Origin of the sequence: Rubritalea spongiae, from assembly GCF_042652385.1 — a bacterium.
Taxonomy (GTDB): domain Bacteria; phylum Verrucomicrobiota; class Verrucomicrobiia; order Verrucomicrobiales; family Akkermansiaceae; genus Rubritalea; species Rubritalea spongiae.
This window is the reverse complement of sequence record NZ_JBHSJM010000001.1, coordinates 131,904-149,784: the sequence shown is the minus strand read 5'-3', so window position 1 is coordinate 149,784 and position 17,881 is coordinate 131,904. Positions and strand designations below refer to the sequence as shown.

Genomic DNA, 17,881 nt, shown 5'->3' with positions numbered 1-17,881 from the left:
ATGGCCACCACAGACACATCTTCCAACATCACTGGGCCAGACCAACTCCCCGAGGAGCTCAATTTTCGTATTCTTAAACAATTAGGCTTGGACACTATCATTGAGTCAGGGTCTCAGCAGTGGACTGATTATAACGAACACGATCCAGGAATCACACTCCTTGAGATCCTCACACTTGTCGCCACCGATCTTTCTTATCGTTCTCAGTTTCCTATCGAAGACATCTTAACCATCGGACCTACTCAGGATGACCAAGCGAATTACTTTCCCGATCAGTTTTATACAGCCTCGGAAATCCTCAGCACGAGCCCTGTCACGATCCATGATTTCCAAAAATCACTCATCGACATACCAGGAATTGCTAATGCCTGGGTTGACCCATGTACATCTCAAGACTCCTCAATAAAGGGACTCGTCAATATCACTCTATGCCCGAGTGAAAACTTACAGAAACGACTCTCCCACTACCAGAAGATGCGAACGGAGCTTAGTCCCGTAGAGATCGCCCAATTAAAAATTGATTTACAGACTCTTCAGCAGATTCCTGAGGGAAAAAGCATCCCCATCCCCCGAAACTTAATTACTCTCCTAGTAAACCTCTGGGGGCTACCACCGCGGGATGCAGCCGACCTGCGGGTAGCCCTCGATGCCTACTTCCACGTTCTACCCGAGCAACTACCTGAATTATCCAGTAAACTTGCCAGCTTCACTCTACCACAAGGGATCGATGGCGGCTCTCGCGAAAAAAGATTACAACAGCTCTACGCGTTGCTAGAAAACCTATTCTTTGGCAACCGACTTCCCGATGATCATTGGCTTCCAATCACTCTGCGCTCCTCAATTGAAAGCATCCGCACCTCAGCCGAGGCTCATCAAGCAACTCTTAGCGCTGCGCAAGATATCTACCTCGAACACCGACCACTCGGAAGAGATATCAACCAGATTACGCTGCTGGAACCCCTTCCTGTACTCTTCAATCTCGATATCCAATGCAGCCCTGAAGCTGACCCAGAAAGCACCATTGCCAATGTGCTTTTTACTCTCAAACAATCACTGTCATCCGCTATTCAGTTTCTCAGTTTAGAGCAAATGATGGACTTACAGGATCAAGATACCAATGAGGTATTTAATGGTCCTAATCTTCAACACGGCTTCATTGATGTTAATAAACTAGATAACCGCAGCCCCTACCTCATAGCCAGTGAACTATGTAGTGCGATCAGACAGCTCCCTAGTGTACTGCATATCAATGAACTGCTTTTCGCTTTTAGTCCAACTGGTAGAACACCTGGTGCCTCTGAATGGACAGATGCAGCAGTCGTCCCCCTCACAAAACTACCTGTACTTGGCCCACTTTCTCAGAATAAATGCAATCTCAAGCTGTCCGAGGAACAACTACAATATGCCTTTGACACCCTTATTTACAGCCAACCTGCAGCGAAACTCAGCCCTCGCACACGCGACCTCGAAATTCCTTCTGGTCACTTCCGAGACACGGCCCACTACACCAGCATCCAAAATGACTTCCCAAAAATCTATGAGCTCCAGCCCTATGGCCCTAGCGACCCAGAACCTTCACGTACACGCATTGCCGAAATTAGACAGTTCCAAGCCTACCTGCTCATTTTTGACCAAATTTTAGCAAATTACTTCACCCAACTCTCATGCCTTGGTCAGCTATACTCTTGGTCGCCAGATGTCACCTCGACACGTTTCTTCCAAGGCCTAGAAAAAGTAGTCGATCAACTCAATGATCTTGTCGACCCCGACACCTACGCAGCTGACACTCGCGAGATCATGGAAACTGAGCAGGACTTTCAACTGCGTCGAAATCAATTTCTAGAACTTCTTCTTAGACGCCTTGGTAGAGGCTTAAGCAGCGACTTGAACACAATATACCACACCCCTAACCAGCAGCAGACAGGAATAGATATCAAACAACAGTTCCTTGCAGACTACCCAAGTCTAAGCTCAAGACGGGGCACAGCACAAAACTACAAACACTCTCAAACATCGTTACACCTATCGGGCCTAGCAAACACCATCAATACACTCTGCGGCTTCCCCCCCTTAAATGAACAGCACCGGCTCTTCCTCGGCATGTTCAATCAAGCTGATCTCAAGGACATGCCCTTGCTCAATGCTTGGATGCCGCACTACTCCATCACGAATTGCCAGTCACAGCCAGTGGACTTCAACACCATGCTCCCTGTCGCGGTCGACAAGAAAAACTACCGATTAGACCGTAGAAACCTCCCCCTCAGTAAAGAAGAGCAACAGCAATGGTTAGGATTCACATTGATAGCAAAAAAGCTGAAAGTGAACCAAGACCTTACTAGTCTGCTAGAAGACACACCAACACCTAACAGCATCCTCGTATTACTGTATCAAGACAGTTTCATTTTCCGTGTCTACAATGATTCTAGCCGATGCACGCTCAATCTTTCCTCGCTTCAGCTACAGCATGTGAAGTCACAGCTCGAGAACCTTAAAAAGTCACTTGAACCCTACTGGAATAGTGATCAAGTAGCCGATGCGGATAAAAAGGACATCATCCTTCAAGTCATCTTTCTCGTGCAGCAAACCCATCGACTCATCCTGGCGGGTTCCCTCCCTGATGGCTCCTTCTTAAATCCATGCCAACTCAACCAAACTTTTGCCAATGAAGATAACGCGGCTCCAGTAATCGAGTCACTCACCCAACTCTTCCGGAAATACGATGCCATCAGCCGTCAAGTTACGATCATCGAACATTGCCTACTACGCCCATCGCATAGTGATGCAAAACAGTTCATCTTTCTCCAAGATGAACAAGGATCTCAATGGGCTAAGAGTGAGCACCCGAATAGCCTGGACGACATCCAACAATTGTCCATTGGAGACAGAGATTTCCTTACGTACTCCATTTTAAAAAATGGATCTAACAAATACTACCAAACCGCCTGCCTCCCCCCATTTGCGACTGAATTACTAGAAGACAAACCTGATAGTCCAACTTGGATCAACTTCTCCATCACTGCTCCTGACTCAAATACAGGATTAATCCAAATCACTATCAGTTATGGAGAGAAAAATCACCGCGTTTCCTTATCTAGCACAAACAGTTACGACTCATCCGATGACGCAGAAAACATAATCCACTCATGGTTGGCCTACGCAGCGTCTCAACAAAGTCACAAACAATTAGCATGGGGAACTACACTTAACCCCACATCGTCACAAGGACTCCCTAGCTTCCTCCAACAAGATCCTTATTCCTCCGTCGCAACCGTCCTCCTGCCTCAGTGGCCAATACAATTCCGTGATACTAACTTCCGGCAAACCCTCACATCTCTCATCCAGAGAGAGGCTCCCAGTTCGATTTACCTTAACATCCTCTGGGTCAACCTCCCTTGGTTCCAAAAATTCCTCTCACTTCATGAAACATGGCTCACACTCTATCAGACTCCCGATGTAGACCCTAAGTTATTGTCTGCTTCTGGGCGTCCCATCATAGATCTGATTCTCGAAGAAACAGCGCGCCAGAACCATGGATGAACACCACCGTATTGAAAGCTTTCGATTCATACTCGAAACCCCAGACGGTATCGACACTCATGAACTGCAAAATATAGTAAGCCGCAGCTTTCAAGATCAGCTACACCCGCAACTCAGCCAGCTACTCAGCGAGGCGAGTCAAGGGCATGCTTGCACCCTCGATACACTTGAAGTCGACCTCGGCAGTATCGACATCAACCAACTAGAACACGAGCTCCCCGAACGCGCAGTTCAGGCTATTCGTGCCCAACTCCGTCAATCAATACAAGTGCAGTCAGTTCCCCCCTCTAGGGCTGCTCCTTCCCAGACATTACGCACAGCTATCTATCTGATAGAAAATGCCGCAACCCCTTGGTGGGCGCCTAACGCGCATCTGCATTCACTTGGAGAGTGGATTCTTGATGCTATGAACGATGCGCCTACCGCCTTGCTCGAGTATTTAAATGAGAACCTGCAACATCAGAAAGTGCGCACGCGCTTCACGCAGGCTCTAACCCCGAAGCAAAGAGAAAAATTCTATAAACGCGCACGCCGCCAATCGAGCAGCCCACAGCATCAGCACATGATTGATGAACTCGAACTCCAGCTAGAGACACCTCTACCAGACGCTCTGGAGAAACTCCGTGATTTTCTATGGGACCCACCTCAAAGTATCTACCCTAGCCAACTAAAAACCTTAATTGCCGCTGCAGCACAGACGTATTCAAAACAAAGTATACGTCAGTTACTCGCCCTCCACCTAAGTTCAGCCAGCCGGCGCCACGCGATAGTCGAACGCCTACCACAACAAGCACTAGAAGAAATTATTCGCCAGATATCCGCCAGCCAATCGCACTCGCTCATTCAACAAACACTAACGACCCTAGAGTTAATCCAAGACGGCTTCAAAAGCCATGAATCACACCTCAGAAGTGCCCGACACAGTCTATGGAGCTTGAGTATTCTGAGAATCTTGGAAACCGGCACTAGCCACTACCATCTCCATGCCTTACTCGATGCTTTCCCCAGTCATCATTCGATTGATCGTAAAACGTTGATTCAATCAGTATCCCGATCCCTCGAATACAAAGAATACGCATTCCCACCCGACCTAGTCGAACAAGTGGAAGAATGGCTCAGCCGTCAACCTGAACTATGTGTAGAAGACTCCAGTTTCACCCAAGAAAAATCCTACATAGAAGAATCTATATCTACCAAAAGTATAGTAACACCAAACTCACCATATCAAAAGCGCCTGCTCCAGCAACTAGATCAATTATTCAAGACACTAACACTAGAGAACAGCCCTCTGCTACAGGAAAAGGTGCAAACTTCACTTCGAAGTTATAAAAAAATCCTAGTAGAAAGACCAAACACGGCAGAGAACATCATTGGCCTCTATCAAGAGATCGCCACAGCTCACGGCATCTCGCTAGACGCGATACTCCGCTTCATCACGGAGCATAATCTACCCGAGCCTCTACGTACATTACACACCGCCATCAGTTCCCAAGTGGAGCCCTCTGCGCCAGCAGCAAGTTCATCCTTGCAGAGGGCTATAGAAGAACAAGCTCCTGAAAGCCAATTAAAACAGATTCTTACATCATTGGAAGTCGAGCATCTGAGGCACGCCCTCCAGCATGCCCCCACTTGGAACGCTTTTCTCAACGCGCCTATAGCCACACAAATCACTATTCTCAGCTCGCTATCACCTCCAAACATCGAATTCTATCAAAAATACCTCCCCCAACTCTGGTCTTTAAAGCAAAACAAGAGCTCCCCTGCTAAAATCCCCGCCAGTAAGCTCTACCATGCGCTGATGAAAGCGATGTTCTATCAACCAATCAAGCAGCGCTCCACTCAAAAGCAACAGTGGCAGGAAGTACTCACCGAGACACAAAAGCTTCTTCCTGTCAGCAATGCTACCTGGCAAAAATCGATCCGCCCTTGGATCGACCATCAACTCGATCCGCATGCAGTTTCAACCAATCCAAAACAAACTACACAGACTCAGAGAGACCCCTTGCTAGCCTTGGATCAACTAATCGAAACTCTTGAACAAGGTAAGTCCATAGATCATGGGACGTTGGCTAGCCACACAGAACAGGCACTACTACAAGCGCCAAGACAACTGAAAGAACACATCCACAAATACTGGTTCCGAAGCAAGGCATGGCGGCTGGTAAAATTCCCAAAGCCACTTGCCTCCAAGCTCATCGACTTACTCGCCCCCTCCCAGCAACTCACCAACCTCTATACTCCATGGAAGCAAGCGCTCAATTCAGATTTTAACAAAACAATACTTTCTGAAACCGATTTCCTTAACAGCACACTGCATTGCCTGATAGATTCTATTAGAACATCTTTCCCTACTCCCTCGCATGCGCAGTTAGTCGAATCACTCGCAGAGCAACTCAGCGATAATGAGTCCTACCGAAAGCGATTAGTTCAAATAACATCCGACATCGATACGCCTAATTCCCCCCCATCTTCACAAGCCGCCGAGACTGTAAGTAAAGCCGTAAGTAGTTACCCAGAAGGAAGTATCGAAGCTGTCGACTCGACACAGCCACCGTTACGTTCGCAGCCGAACGAATCTCCAAGCGACACCCCCGCCATGGTAGAGCTCTGGGCTCAGATGCTAGAAAAACTCTGGGAAGATGACCCAATGGCTGTGATCCAACATCTGGGTGATGCTATCCTCAGTGGCAATCATTCTGAGCAAAGCCTCAAAACTGTACCGCTAGCACTCGTTAGAGACTATATCGCCACCATCTATCCACATCTAACTATTCGGATGCATGCGATCTTAGACCAATTAGCAGCCCTGCAATTAGCAAACAACTTGCCGGGAATAGATAATAAAAAGCAACTCGATGCCATCCTCTCATACACCTTGTTGCTCGCACTCAACGCCAAGCGCCGCAGCACCCACCACTGTGAGTCACTAACACACCTCATTGTGCAGGCTCTCGCCGATGTAGAGGGTACATCCCTCACTAACTACTCCGAACAGCTACTAGTATTAAGAAATCAAGAAAAGCAGCTAATCTCTAACAACAGCGAGTTATTTATCCTACTCGAATACTTTGCGGGGAAAATAAAAAAGCCATTCTCCAAAAAATTAGGAGACAGTCTAACCTCTCCCCACTCCCCTGAGCTAGTCACCATTCTATGCCTCACCCAGACCGAGTTGATTACGATTGATGAGCGGAAACTCACTGTAGCCATTCATTCCTTGAATTACGCAGAAACACATCTAGCGCGCCAACAACTCTTCCAAGAAGCTGCAAGCTTCCTGCAGCAAAGTCGCATCCTCAACACGCGATGCCAGATGGACATACTCAACTTACTGGCACCGAAACTGCAGCCACTTTTCCAAGCAGCTATTCAGCGCCTAACCCACGTCCTCCCCATACGCAGTAAGCAAGAACTCAGCCACCTCGCCCTAAGAGCGGTGATCGAGAAGCCAGATGCCGAGCTAAGAATAGTACTAACACATTACTTCAACCTTCTCGGCCAAGAGCTCGATGTGATTATACCAAAGCTCCTTAAAGTAGAGCTGTCTCGCCCTAAAGCAGGTAATGCAGAGCTCGATCTATGGCTCTACGCAGAGCTCGAAGCTAACAAATATCAAACAAAGCTCCCCAAATGGAAAAATTTCGATAAAGCGCGACAAGAGCTACAAATATGGATTGAGACAACCCCCGAATCTCTACACAGCATAGAAACGGTCAAAGCACTCACCAAAATCCATCAACTAAGCAATGAACAAAAAGCGCTAGTACGTGACTTGCAGCGCATCCTCATCGCCACCAGCACAGAAAAACGACACGTCGACTTTTCGCCACTCACCTTGAGCCTTTTGCAGGAGTCCCTACAAAAAATCAGCACTAATCTGATCGGCCATGCAGCTCAACTACGAGGAGGAGAGAGTCATGATTGGATCGAGCAACATTGGCAGACAATCCAAGAAATCTCACCAAGCTTCGAAAATCCATGTACTCTCCGCCAACTGCATCGAGTAGCCTGTAACTTACTACCAGACCGAGCTATTTCCCTACCAAACCTCCCAGGCTCGATACCGACGCATTTCAAACAGATTCCAGCAGAACCTAACATGCTGCAGAGAGAGTCACAAAAGGAAGGAACACCAGCTCCTGTAGTAACCGAGATAGAACGCGACGTCTGGCTCATTGAGAATGCGGGTCTAGCACTCTTCGCACCCTACATCGAGATGCTCATCGACCGCGCTGGCTTATTGGAACACCGTGCCTTTCCTACCTCCGACCACGCTATCCAAGCCGTCTTCCTACTGCAGCATGTAATCACCAGCGAGTACAAGGCTAATGAGCCTGAGCTCCTGCTCAACCGCATCATTTGTAACCTCCCACTCGAGCAACCACTCCCTCGCTCAGTCGAGCCCGATCCCTCTTGGCCCGAGCTCGTCGCTGGCCTCAAAACAGCCGTCATCCACCACTGGAGCACCATTGGAGATACCTCCCACGAAGGCCTCATTCAAACCTTCGTCAAACGCAGCGGCTCCCTGCGCTATGAACAAGAAGACGGCTGGAGCCTCCACGTCGACTCCGGCCCCTACGACATGCTACTAGAAAGCCTTCCCTGGGCCATCTCAAAAATCCACCTCCCCTGGATGCACGAAGCCATTCGAGTGGAGTGGATTTAAACTGATAATCTGAACGAGACACCGACGCCCTAGCCTCCAAGTTTCCGTCAATGGAATCATAGCCAGTTCAGTAGTCCCCCGTTAAAATCATTCAATCCTAAGCGTGCTCTTATCCAGCACGCTTTTTTCTTTAAATGATCTACAAGAAATCGCCTTCTCAGCGCGTAAACCTTGTAGATTTTTCTAACAGTATGCGCCCACCAAAGCATTCCAATCAACCTGAAACCGCCCACCTGTTCCAACCTCTGCTCATCGATATTCTTGACCCGACCCACGAGCTCGTCGTCTTAGCAGCGAAAATCGACTGGGACTGGATCGACGGACAACTCTGCGAATTGTACTCGACCACGGGGCGCGCCGCCATTCCCACCCGACTCATGGTTGGCCTGCATCTACTCAAACATGCCAAGGCTCTTTCCGACGAAGAAGTCTGCCGACAGTGGAAAGAGAATCCCTACTTCCAACTCTTTTGTGGTGAAAAATATTTCCAGCACCGCTTCCCGATCGAGCGCAGCTCCATGACCCATTGGCGCAAACGCATCGGTGATAAGAAACTCGAAACCCTCATCAGTGAACTGCTACGAGTTGCGCATCAAACAGGAGCCCTGGACATTGAAAGCCTGAGCAAGGTCATCGTCGACACCACCGTCCAGCCCAAGAACGTCACCCATCCCACCGATGCCAAGCTCGCTTTGCGCGGACTCACAGAGCTTGTCAAAATGGCAAAACTCCACGGCATCAAACTGCGCCAATCTTACGCGAAGGAAGCCAAGCGACTCGCCATCATGGCTGGTCGCTACGCCCATGCCAAACAGTTCAAACGCATGCGTAAGACTCTCAAAAAACTCAAGGGACGCCTTGGCCGCGTGGAGCGCGACATCTCCCGCAAAATCAATGGCAACGCGGACCTCGAAGAGACCTTTCGCCTGCCATTTTACAAAGCCTTCCTCATCCGCACGCAGAAGCCGCGCGACAAGGTGAAGATCTACAGCTGGCACGCACCGGAGGTTGAATGCATCGCCAAAGGCAAGGCGCACAAACCCTACGAATTTGGCATCAAAGTTTCGGTGACCACACCGATGGAACGCTCTGCAGGCGGTCTGTTCGTCCTGCACAGCGAAGCCATCGAAGGCCGACCTTACGACGGCCATACTCTTAATCGGGTCATTCAGGCAACCCGAGCCATCAGCGGCATCAAACCCGAACGAATCTACGTGGATAAAGGCTATGTCGGCCACGACTACCCAGACAAGCGCGCAGTCTTTCGCAGCGGACAAATCCGTGGCGTGACCCCCGAGATCAAAAGAGAACTTTGGCGCCGCTCCGCGGTCGAGCCAGTCATCGGACACATGAAAACCGACGGTCACCTAGGACGCAATTATCTCCACGGCAAGGATGGAGATAAGATCAATGCAGTCCTGTGTGGCGCAGGCCACAATATGCGCCTTCTGCTCAAGTGGTTCGCCACTTTTTTGCTCAAAATCCTCAGTACAATCTTTCCACAAAAAAGCTCCGGCCACAGACCGGAGCTTCAATGCGCTTGAAAAATGCTATTTTTAACGTGGGACTCAGTAATCCACATACTCGGAGCCTGCTGGCGGCGTGATTTTATCGATCTGACAGACGCGTGGGTTCTCACGGTCAAAGGCATTACAGGCTTCGATACTAGCCGCAATCAGCTGCAGTACCATCTCTTTATCCACAGCGTGAATACTTGTGATATTCTGGGTTTTCATGATTCACTTGCCCCAGAAATTGATTGTCCTTGCTTTGTGTGCGTCATGTTTCATGCGTTGATCATATGCAATTTTCCCATGCATTGCTGAGTCAACAGCGATGCGAGCCTCACCAGCTAGATGTCGACTCAGTTTATCAGGCCAAGTATGAGATTGGTTGAGGATATACTCACATTCACTCACACGAAGCTTGTGGATCAACTTCAGTAGATTCACCACGCTGGGGTCTTCTTTATCCGCTACTTTATTGCCCGCCTCCACTGGTGCTGCATCTACACCATGATAGGTCTCAATCTGGGTAGGAACTGCTTTGACCCCGATCCCATCTAATGCGTTATAGACATCATCAATTCTTAACGAATTTAACTTATTAAACCCCTCAGTGTCGGGATTCCAATAATGCGCCACTGCATCACGAAAGCTTGTGACTCCATCCGCCAACATGGGATTGCGATCCCAATTGCTCTCTGTGTGGGGGTATTCTGCGTAAATGTGCTTGAAGATGGCAAGCTGTCTGGGAGAAAAGTGCTTTCCTTCAAACACTTGATTTTGATGAGAATTACTCAATGCAGAGTAGGTCCCACCACCAGCACCTTCTTGGTAAGAGTAGGCTCTATACTCAGTTTTATAACGCTCAAGATCTCTTTCTGCCTGAGAAGCAAGCAACTTCTCTTTTGCTAATACTATGCCCTGTTTTGCTGGCCTTATTCTTTGGCTCATCTGCTGTAACCTTTGCATATCTTCTGTCGTTGATTGCCTAGGTTTCCCGTTAGGTAAGACTGTAATTCCGTATGCTGCCCAATCGATACCATGCTGCGTCATATGGATATCAGGGTGGCTCATGGAACCGTTATGTTCCAATACACTGCCAGTGGCATCGAGGACTTCCCCCGCATCCCGATACGGCCTGTAGTTGTCTCTACCATTGTGCTTGTCAGCGTCGTGTTGGACTTCATGGACAAGTACTTCTTGCACTTCTTTTTGAGACTTCAGCCTGACGTTCGTGATCGCTACATGACCGTCCGTCTGCCACCCTCCCGTGCGAGCCCCCCCAGCTTTGAGTGTCACATTGGTTTGATTTGTCAGGTCATGCGAATTGTAACTCACTGCTGGACTCTTGATGTCTCCAGCAGCCCCCGCCATAGCTGCTGGGAAGAAGGCTCGATCACGAGATGGATTCATAGCAGCCAAATGCAGTCGTTCATAGGAATCACCAGTCGAGGTTACCGGGTAAATTTTTGTTTTATTTGTCGTCTGAATCCACTCACATGAATTCCGTAGCCTTGTATCTAATGATTTCTCACCAGCCTCTATGGAACTCTTCAGAAATTGTCGATCAGCTGCTTGCTCTTGATTTGCGGATTGTTTCCCTTGTTGCTTAACGAGAACCTCTTCCACTGGAATAGAAGCAAGCAGATCTCTCAATACTAGTCGACGTTTGTCAGTGGAGGAATGCCCAAAAAAGCCTTTCTCAATCGCTTGATTCAGCGCCCCATTTGTTGCTTCCCATGCTTGGATTGCGGAGCGAATCATGCCGAGGCGACGCAACTGCATTCCATAGTTATTATTGGGAGTTTGACCTGCAGAATAGTAAGCAATGGTCTCATTCAAGACCCTATCGTACTCATCACTTGTAAACAAATTGGCACTTGCTCGACTCTTCATCGCCGTGGCTGTGAGTAGATGAGTGCCTTTCAGCTGCAATGTCTCGCCATGACCAGAGACTGGATTGATTTGATCCGCAATTTGTTGCGATGACCGATTGTTAATTATAGCTTGGCATTGGGAGACTTGTTGAATCGGAGCTAAGACAGAAGGCGAGGCTGGCAACTTGCTTTGGACAACAGCTTCTGGCCGATTATCCAAAAAAACAAGACTCTGATTACCATCAGGCTTTTTCTGAGCAATTGGTCCTAGGATCGCTCCCTTTTTATTATCTGATTGCTTCGCTACTCGGTCGTACATCTGTCTCGTTTCTTATTTTCTCCTACCGCCATTCGCCATACTAGATCATCCGTCATATTCATCCTCTCAAAGTGCATTCAAATTCCATGCTAAACAAACGCATCAATTATGGATTTTTAGCCAACCATGGGAGAAAGTCATCGTTGAATTCACTTTTACCCATCAATTCGTATTTATTGTTTTTCTTCTCAGCTTTAATTTCGGAAATATGGTCATTGCCCACTTTCCAAACACCCATTTGCTCACCAGTCCACCTGTCTGCATTGTCTGCAGCCGCACCCTGCATTGCTGAAGATCTCAACTCATTCACCGTAGCTTCAGATCTAATGTCACTTTTCCCTAACACGTCTTTTGCATAAAGTTTGGTTACTTTATGAAATTCAGTAATGAAATACCCTAAGTCATGAGTTGGGATCTCTTTGGCTAATTTCTTAAGCGCCTCGTATGCAGTCTCAGCCTTCATTGCCTGCTTTTGTTCGGCTGTCTCGTGTAATGCATAGAATAATGCCCGCGCAGCCTCATCGAGGATTGAGATCATTTCATTTTTTTGTCCATCCCACTTCGAATCCTCAAGCTTGGAAATGCCATGATCTTTGATCATGGCTAGCAGCATCTCCGCTCGCAGTAGCATAGGATCTCCATATCGGTCATCTTGAAATGCCCAGGCGCTCGTCCTAAACTGACTCTCGGTTTTGTATATCGCATCTTTTCCTAACATCGCCTTTGTATATGCTTCCTCTTTTGCCCTGCGCGGTTTAGATTCTGGATGAGATTCCCCCACAACATTTAGCTTTTTTTTAGCTAATGCTTTTTGCTGAATCACTTGACGGTTTGATACATCTTGTAGTTTTTGCTGGGTGACAGATGTGGAGCGATTATTGATAAAAATCGGCCTTCCAAGCCCCTTCAGCTGAGTCACCGAAGGGGAATATTGGTTACTTTGATTCTTCTCTAACTTCTCATGCATGCCACTATACCTCAGCTAAAAGTTTCTTCAAATTCTCTACTCCACCAAACTTGCTGAAGAGTTGCGCGCCGGTTTGCTTGATGGCATCGAGCGATTGCCGGCGATGCTTGCTGCTGGGGAAGAAGCAATTGGCAACGCCGAAGGAGGCAGTACGATTTACATGAAACATATTCAGCATCAAATATCTAAGTATAAACAGGTATACATCTATCCATCATCAATCACCTAACCAATACTACAGGTACCAGTGCCATTCGGTGCGACCCATTCACCTTGTATCGTTGAGCCAGCTGAGATGGACGACATCGAAATGCTGCAACCTCCATACCACTGAGTAGGATCTGCGGTATCTTGATATGAGAGACTTACAAAGGTTGCTTTGGTCGGTACTTGCACGCTTGTCACTGGATCGCCTGGATCCATCGTCAAGAGCGTATGCCAAACGGTACTATCTAAAATGGTCGCATCAGTCGTGAAGCTCCACGCCACCTGTGTCGCGGGAGATATCGCATTGCTCACGTTCACTGAAATAGTGGGTCCCCAACCGATTACATAGGGATTTGTTGGGTCACAGGCTACCGTACCTAAACTATTTGCTGTACCAGTAAGTGAGGTGACAGCCTTATAGGCTGGCCCCAGCTTATCACCACCACTCCCTGATATCAGCGTACCATCAGGTTTGAGCATCCCCCATCCAGCCGTTCTATTGTAATAACGAAAAGCAAAGCCACCGGAAACAACATCCGCCATGTTCATGCTTCCAGAACCTGATGTTGGCTTCACCTCTTTCACCCCATAGAGGTAAGGCACTTGGTCCCAGTCTCTGGGATTAAAATCAACAGGATTTGAACCAAATTCAGTAAACACTATCGGCACAGGGTTCTTTCCAACAAATGCCTGAGCAAGCTTATAATACGCATCGACTTTAGCGGATGTCGGACCGCCAGCCCAGCGCTCACAGTTATACCCTACAAAGTCGAGGCGTTCACTGGCATCACCACACATGTAGGCCAAGGCGGCAGGAATAGTATATTGAGGGTCGTCACGCAATGCGGCTGATACAGGAACTGCTCTATAGTTCTGGCTGGCCATATAGGCTTTCAGAGCTTTGGCTCCAGCACGAATTCTATTCGGCACCCCGTAACCCGGAAGCTGCCCGGCTGAACCAATCGTCTCGTTGCCGATGCTAAATCCCATCACATTGGAGTACTGGCAAAACTCATCGGCTATCGCCTGCAAGCGCTGGTTATAAGCCGCCAGCCCACTGAGAACTGTCACGCTGCTATTCACACATCCCACCAGCACGTATATCCCTGCATCTGCTAGCAGTTTCATCACCTTGCTATGACTTTGACTAGGGTCGACCTGATACACGCGAATAGCATTAATTCCCATTGCCACAAAACCGTAATCAGTGCTGGGATCTACTAATTTTGTAATCACACTGATATTCTCCTGCGTATCAGAAATAGGGTCTACTCCGTCCGTTGGCTGATAACAGACCCCTTTAGGTGACCAGCGCTCGCCGTTGCACATAAAAAAGTTCGAACTGATAGTGATTTCTTCGTTTGAGGTTATGCTCATAATATATTTTGTTAGATTGATAATGTGTATTCTAGCCGCGTTGTGTATGCGCCCTAGAACTCCTCTGAGTATGATTTAGGGTAAATGTATCAGCTGCCATTGAGGAGTTTCTTAAGGTTAGCCACACCACCAAACTTGCTGAAAAGCTGCGCGCCGGTTTGGTTGATGGCATCTAGCGATTGTGGGCGGTGGTTGCCACTGCCCGGGAAGAAGCAATAGGCGATGCCGCTAGAGGTTCCGCCGTCTTTCGGGCTGTCATTGACACCGAGCGCCTTGGCGAGCGCCACGGAGCCTTCGCCGAGGCTGTTAGGTGGGCCTTCATCCGCGGCGATGACGTAGACTACCTTGCCATTGTCGAGATTTACCACAGCGCCCAGGTCGCCCATCGCGCCGCCAAAGTTGTTATGCTGCAATGGCAGGACAATAAAGGGTATTTCAGAGGCATTGACGTAGGCCTGAGGACTAGTAGGCGGGTAGTTCGGATCCTCGAGTGAGGTGGTCGAAACATAGTACCCTGGAGCTGGATCGTTCGAGCCTTGGATCACCGGCGTACCAGAGCCTTGGCCATTCTCTGTGGCAATCCCCCACCAGTTGCCTGGAGTTCCGGCATTCCCGAGATAATCAAGCCCTTTATCGCTGTCAGGTTTCGGGTGATAGGCGAAGGGTGAACCATCGGCATCCACATTGAGCCCGCTTTGGTAGATCACCGCATCGAAGGGTGCGGTCTGGTAAACGGTGACGCCACCCACGGTGGTGAGCACGGACTTCTGGGTTGCGGCTGGCGAGGAGTCACTGCTCAGGTCTTGGTGCTGTGGATCCTTGACTGGGCGTTGCTGGGCTCGCTCATGCTTTTTCGAGGCACTAAGGTCTGGGTGCGCAGGCCCAGACGCTTTTGCGGGATTGCTATCAGTACTTGCAGTCTGCTTTGCTTCAGGCGCAGCCTGCGTAGGTTCTGAAGTGCTTGTTGACTCATTTGTTGGCCAGCTCTTCTGATCGCTCTCTGAACCCCTCGTACTCACCTCCTTAGCAAAGCTGCTGACCTTATCGGCGAGCTCGGTGACGTCGTTGAGTGCCTTGTTGGGCTGCTTTGGAAGGAAGTCGGACACCGCACTCTCCGCAGCACTGACCTTGCCCGTGACCTTCTGTAGTTCTGACCTCACCTTGCCAGCCTCGCTAGAGACATCGCCTCCTACCTTGTGAGTTTCCGATCCAAGCTTAGCCACATCCTGAGAAATTCCCCCTACCGCTGCAAGAGCCTTCTCCTCAAGCACCACATAGCCCTCGATCCAGTCGACGATGATCTCACTCATCTTAATCACTGAACGAACTAGGCGCTTCTTCGGAAATATACTAAACAGACTCATCTAACAGATTTCACACTCCTAAGTAACCTAACAGAAGTCAAATAAATAGAATTAACAATACAATGTTTTTGTTAGAAAGTATTTGCACGATTCTTCAAGAGTTTGAATAATGCCCTTGATGTTAATGAGTGAACCCTATCAAAAACACGCGAGAACCGCTGCCTCTGAGTCAATCCAGCTCAGTGCTCACCCATCTGCAGTGTTAGAGAACTTTGGGATCACTGATCAACGTACGGCACAGCTCCAAGCCCTAACCGACAACCGCTCAGTAGCTACTCAAGCAGCCGTCGCGCAAAAGCAAAGCGCCCCGAACCAAACTGGAATGCCGGACAAGCTCAAATCAGGTATCGAGTCACTCTCTGGGCACGATATGTCGGACGTGCGCGTGCACTATAATTCGAGTAAACCAGCGCAGCTCAATGCGCATGCCTACGCGCAAGGCACACAGATTCATATCGCACCAGGGCAGGAGAAGCATCTACCCCATGAGGCTTGGCATACGGTTCAGCAAAAACAGAACCGCGTGAAACCGACACTCCACAGCAATGGAGCGGTAATCAATGACAGCCCAAGCCTAGAGCGGGAAGCCGACATCATGGGCGCCAAAGCAATAAACCATTCATAAGCAAGTAGCAGCTCTATTACTAGCTAACCACCCTACCATCTTTCTGTAACTCCTTCCGAACTGCAACATCGACATCCTTGGCCCTCACTTCCACATCAGAGCGAGCAGCAACCATAATAGCAACACTGCGAACAACGTTGACTATCTCTCCACCAGCTAATTCATAACGTCGGGAGATCGCTTCCAAATCCACATCGTCAGCGATCTTAAGGCACTGTTTTAGAGAACTTTCCCATAGTCTGAGCCGCTGTTCAGGTTTCGGTACAGGAAAATAAATCAATGACTGGAAACGGCGCATAAACGCAGGATCCATATTCCCCTTAAAGTTAGATGCTAAAATTACTAATCCTGGAAAATCTTCCACACGCTGAAGCAAGTACGATACCTCTTGATTAGCAAATCGGTCATTAGATGATTGAGTTTGAGTCCTTTTACCAAATAAGGCATCTGCCTCATCAAAAAAAAGAACCCAGTTTTTGTTTTCAGCTTGGTCAAATAACCCCGCCAAGTTCTTCTCAGTCTCGCCAATGTACTTACTCACTATCATCGATAAGTCGATTCGGTACACATCACGACCTAAGGCATTCCCAATCAATCCAGCTGTTAGCGTTTTCCCCGTCCCAGGAGGCCCATGAAATAGCGCTCTGTAACCAGATTTTAAAAACTTTTTCATCCCCCATTCCTCAGTAATCTTCTCCTCATGCTGCATCCAAGTACGTATCTCCATCACCTGTGATTTAACACTAGGACTCAATACCAAATCATCCCAACTCAGGCGAGTCATCACACGCTTCGCTGGAAAGTCTGCACGTAAATCTGGATGATACTCTTCCTGCCATAAAAGCTCATATAATGCTTCCGAAGTAAACTTGAGCGCAGTCTGTAACGATATAACAGCTTCTCCTTTCTCAGGTCCTTCCAATATTCTATTTTTGAACAAGAAGTGAGTTGGTCGAAAAATTCTCATCACCGCGAGACGACGCCCTAAATCTCCCCCAGCCAATAAAAACAATGCCGTCTGAATGGTAGGCACGAAGCCTCCTAATTGACTATTCTCGGGACTTCCTCCAAATTCCGTATAGCGTTTCCCTGTGTTCTTATTTTCTGTAAATAAAACATCCAAGATCTCAGGACGAATCATCGGAGCTATGCTCAGCATTACTATAAAGCACTCATCCTGATTCAACTCATACCTCCTCATCCATTCTCTCAATCCAGAATTTTCATTTCCTGAGAGATCTAATGACGGCAACACACAACTATCTTCCACCAGCTCAAAATAGTACTTCACTCGTGTATCAATACATTCCTTTAGCCAATCAAGACAGTGGTCCAAAATCCTTGTAGCATTATTATCCATTATAAATCATTATAGGTAGGCAACTAACTTTATATAAAAAACACAAAACTGTTTAAAGATATACAAAAAACAGGAAA

General features: G+C 48.2%; 11 protein-coding genes. 4 read left to right on the top strand and 7 right to left on the bottom strand.

The window, feature by feature from the left end; all coding sequences use genetic code 11:
* From ACFPK9_RS00880 to ACFPK9_RS00870, 3 genes are all read left to right on the top strand, one after another.
* Positions 1–3,537, top strand: coding sequence for a hypothetical protein (locus ACFPK9_RS00880; RefSeq protein WP_377092620.1), 3,537 nt, complete (start codon positions 1–3; stop codon positions 3,535–3,537).
* Positions 3,530–8,203 (top strand): contractile injection system tape measure protein, encoded by a 4,674-nt coding sequence (locus ACFPK9_RS00875; RefSeq protein WP_377092619.1) that lies wholly within the window; start codon positions 3,530–3,532, stop codon positions 8,201–8,203. The genes ACFPK9_RS00880 and ACFPK9_RS00875 overlap by 8 nt, the downstream gene beginning before the upstream one ends.
* Positions 8,204–8,394: 191 nt before the next feature.
* Complete coding sequence (locus tag ACFPK9_RS00870; RefSeq protein WP_377096525.1) at positions 8,395–9,747, top strand: IS5 family transposase; 1,353 nt, start codon at positions 8,395–8,397, stop codon at positions 9,745–9,747.
* Between the two features lie 24 nt (positions 9,748–9,771).
* Here ACFPK9_RS00870 and ACFPK9_RS00865 read toward each other — a convergent pair whose 3' ends face one another.
* The 6 genes from ACFPK9_RS00865 to ACFPK9_RS00840 form a co-directional block, all read right to left on the bottom strand.
* Positions 9,772–9,939, bottom strand: a complete 168-nt coding sequence (locus ACFPK9_RS00865) for a hypothetical protein (protein WP_377092618.1) — start codon at positions 9,937–9,939, stop codon at positions 9,772–9,774.
* 3 nt (positions 9,940–9,942) lie between these two features.
* The gene (locus tag ACFPK9_RS00860) at positions 9,943–11,904 is read right to left on the bottom strand and encodes a hypothetical protein (protein WP_377092617.1); all 1,962 of its coding nucleotides are present in this window, start codon (positions 11,902–11,904) and stop codon (positions 9,943–9,945) included.
* Between the two features lie 106 nt (positions 11,905–12,010).
* Positions 12,011–12,871, bottom strand: coding sequence for a hypothetical protein (locus ACFPK9_RS00855; protein ID WP_377092616.1), 861 nt, complete (start codon positions 12,869–12,871; stop codon positions 12,011–12,013).
* A 4-nt stretch (positions 12,872–12,875) separates the two neighbouring features.
* The gene (locus ACFPK9_RS00850) at positions 12,876–13,040 is read right to left on the bottom strand and encodes a hypothetical protein (RefSeq protein ID WP_377092615.1); all 165 of its coding nucleotides are present in this window, start codon (positions 13,038–13,040) and stop codon (positions 12,876–12,878) included.
* A 56-nt stretch (positions 13,041–13,096) separates the two neighbouring features.
* Positions 13,097–14,455, bottom strand: coding sequence for a glycoside hydrolase family protein (locus ACFPK9_RS00845; RefSeq protein ID WP_377092614.1), 1,359 nt, complete (start codon positions 14,453–14,455; stop codon positions 13,097–13,099).
* An 89-nt stretch (positions 14,456–14,544) separates the two neighbouring features.
* Positions 14,545–15,765: a glycoside hydrolase family 75 protein gene (locus tag ACFPK9_RS00840; RefSeq protein ID WP_377092613.1), complete on the bottom strand. Its 1,221-nt coding sequence runs from the start codon at positions 15,763–15,765 to the stop codon at positions 14,545–14,547.
* 178 nt (positions 15,766–15,943) lie between these two features.
* Between ACFPK9_RS00840 and ACFPK9_RS00835 the strand changes: the two genes are divergently transcribed.
* Positions 15,944–16,444, top strand: coding sequence for an eCIS core domain-containing protein (locus tag ACFPK9_RS00835; RefSeq protein WP_377092612.1), 501 nt, complete (start codon positions 15,944–15,946; stop codon positions 16,442–16,444).
* A 19-nt stretch (positions 16,445–16,463) separates the two neighbouring features.
* Here ACFPK9_RS00835 and ACFPK9_RS00830 read toward each other — a convergent pair whose 3' ends face one another.
* Positions 16,464–17,804, bottom strand: a complete 1,341-nt coding sequence (locus ACFPK9_RS00830) for an ATP-binding protein (protein WP_377092611.1) — start codon at positions 17,802–17,804, stop codon at positions 16,464–16,466.
* Positions 17,805–17,881: the final 77 nt, after the last annotated feature.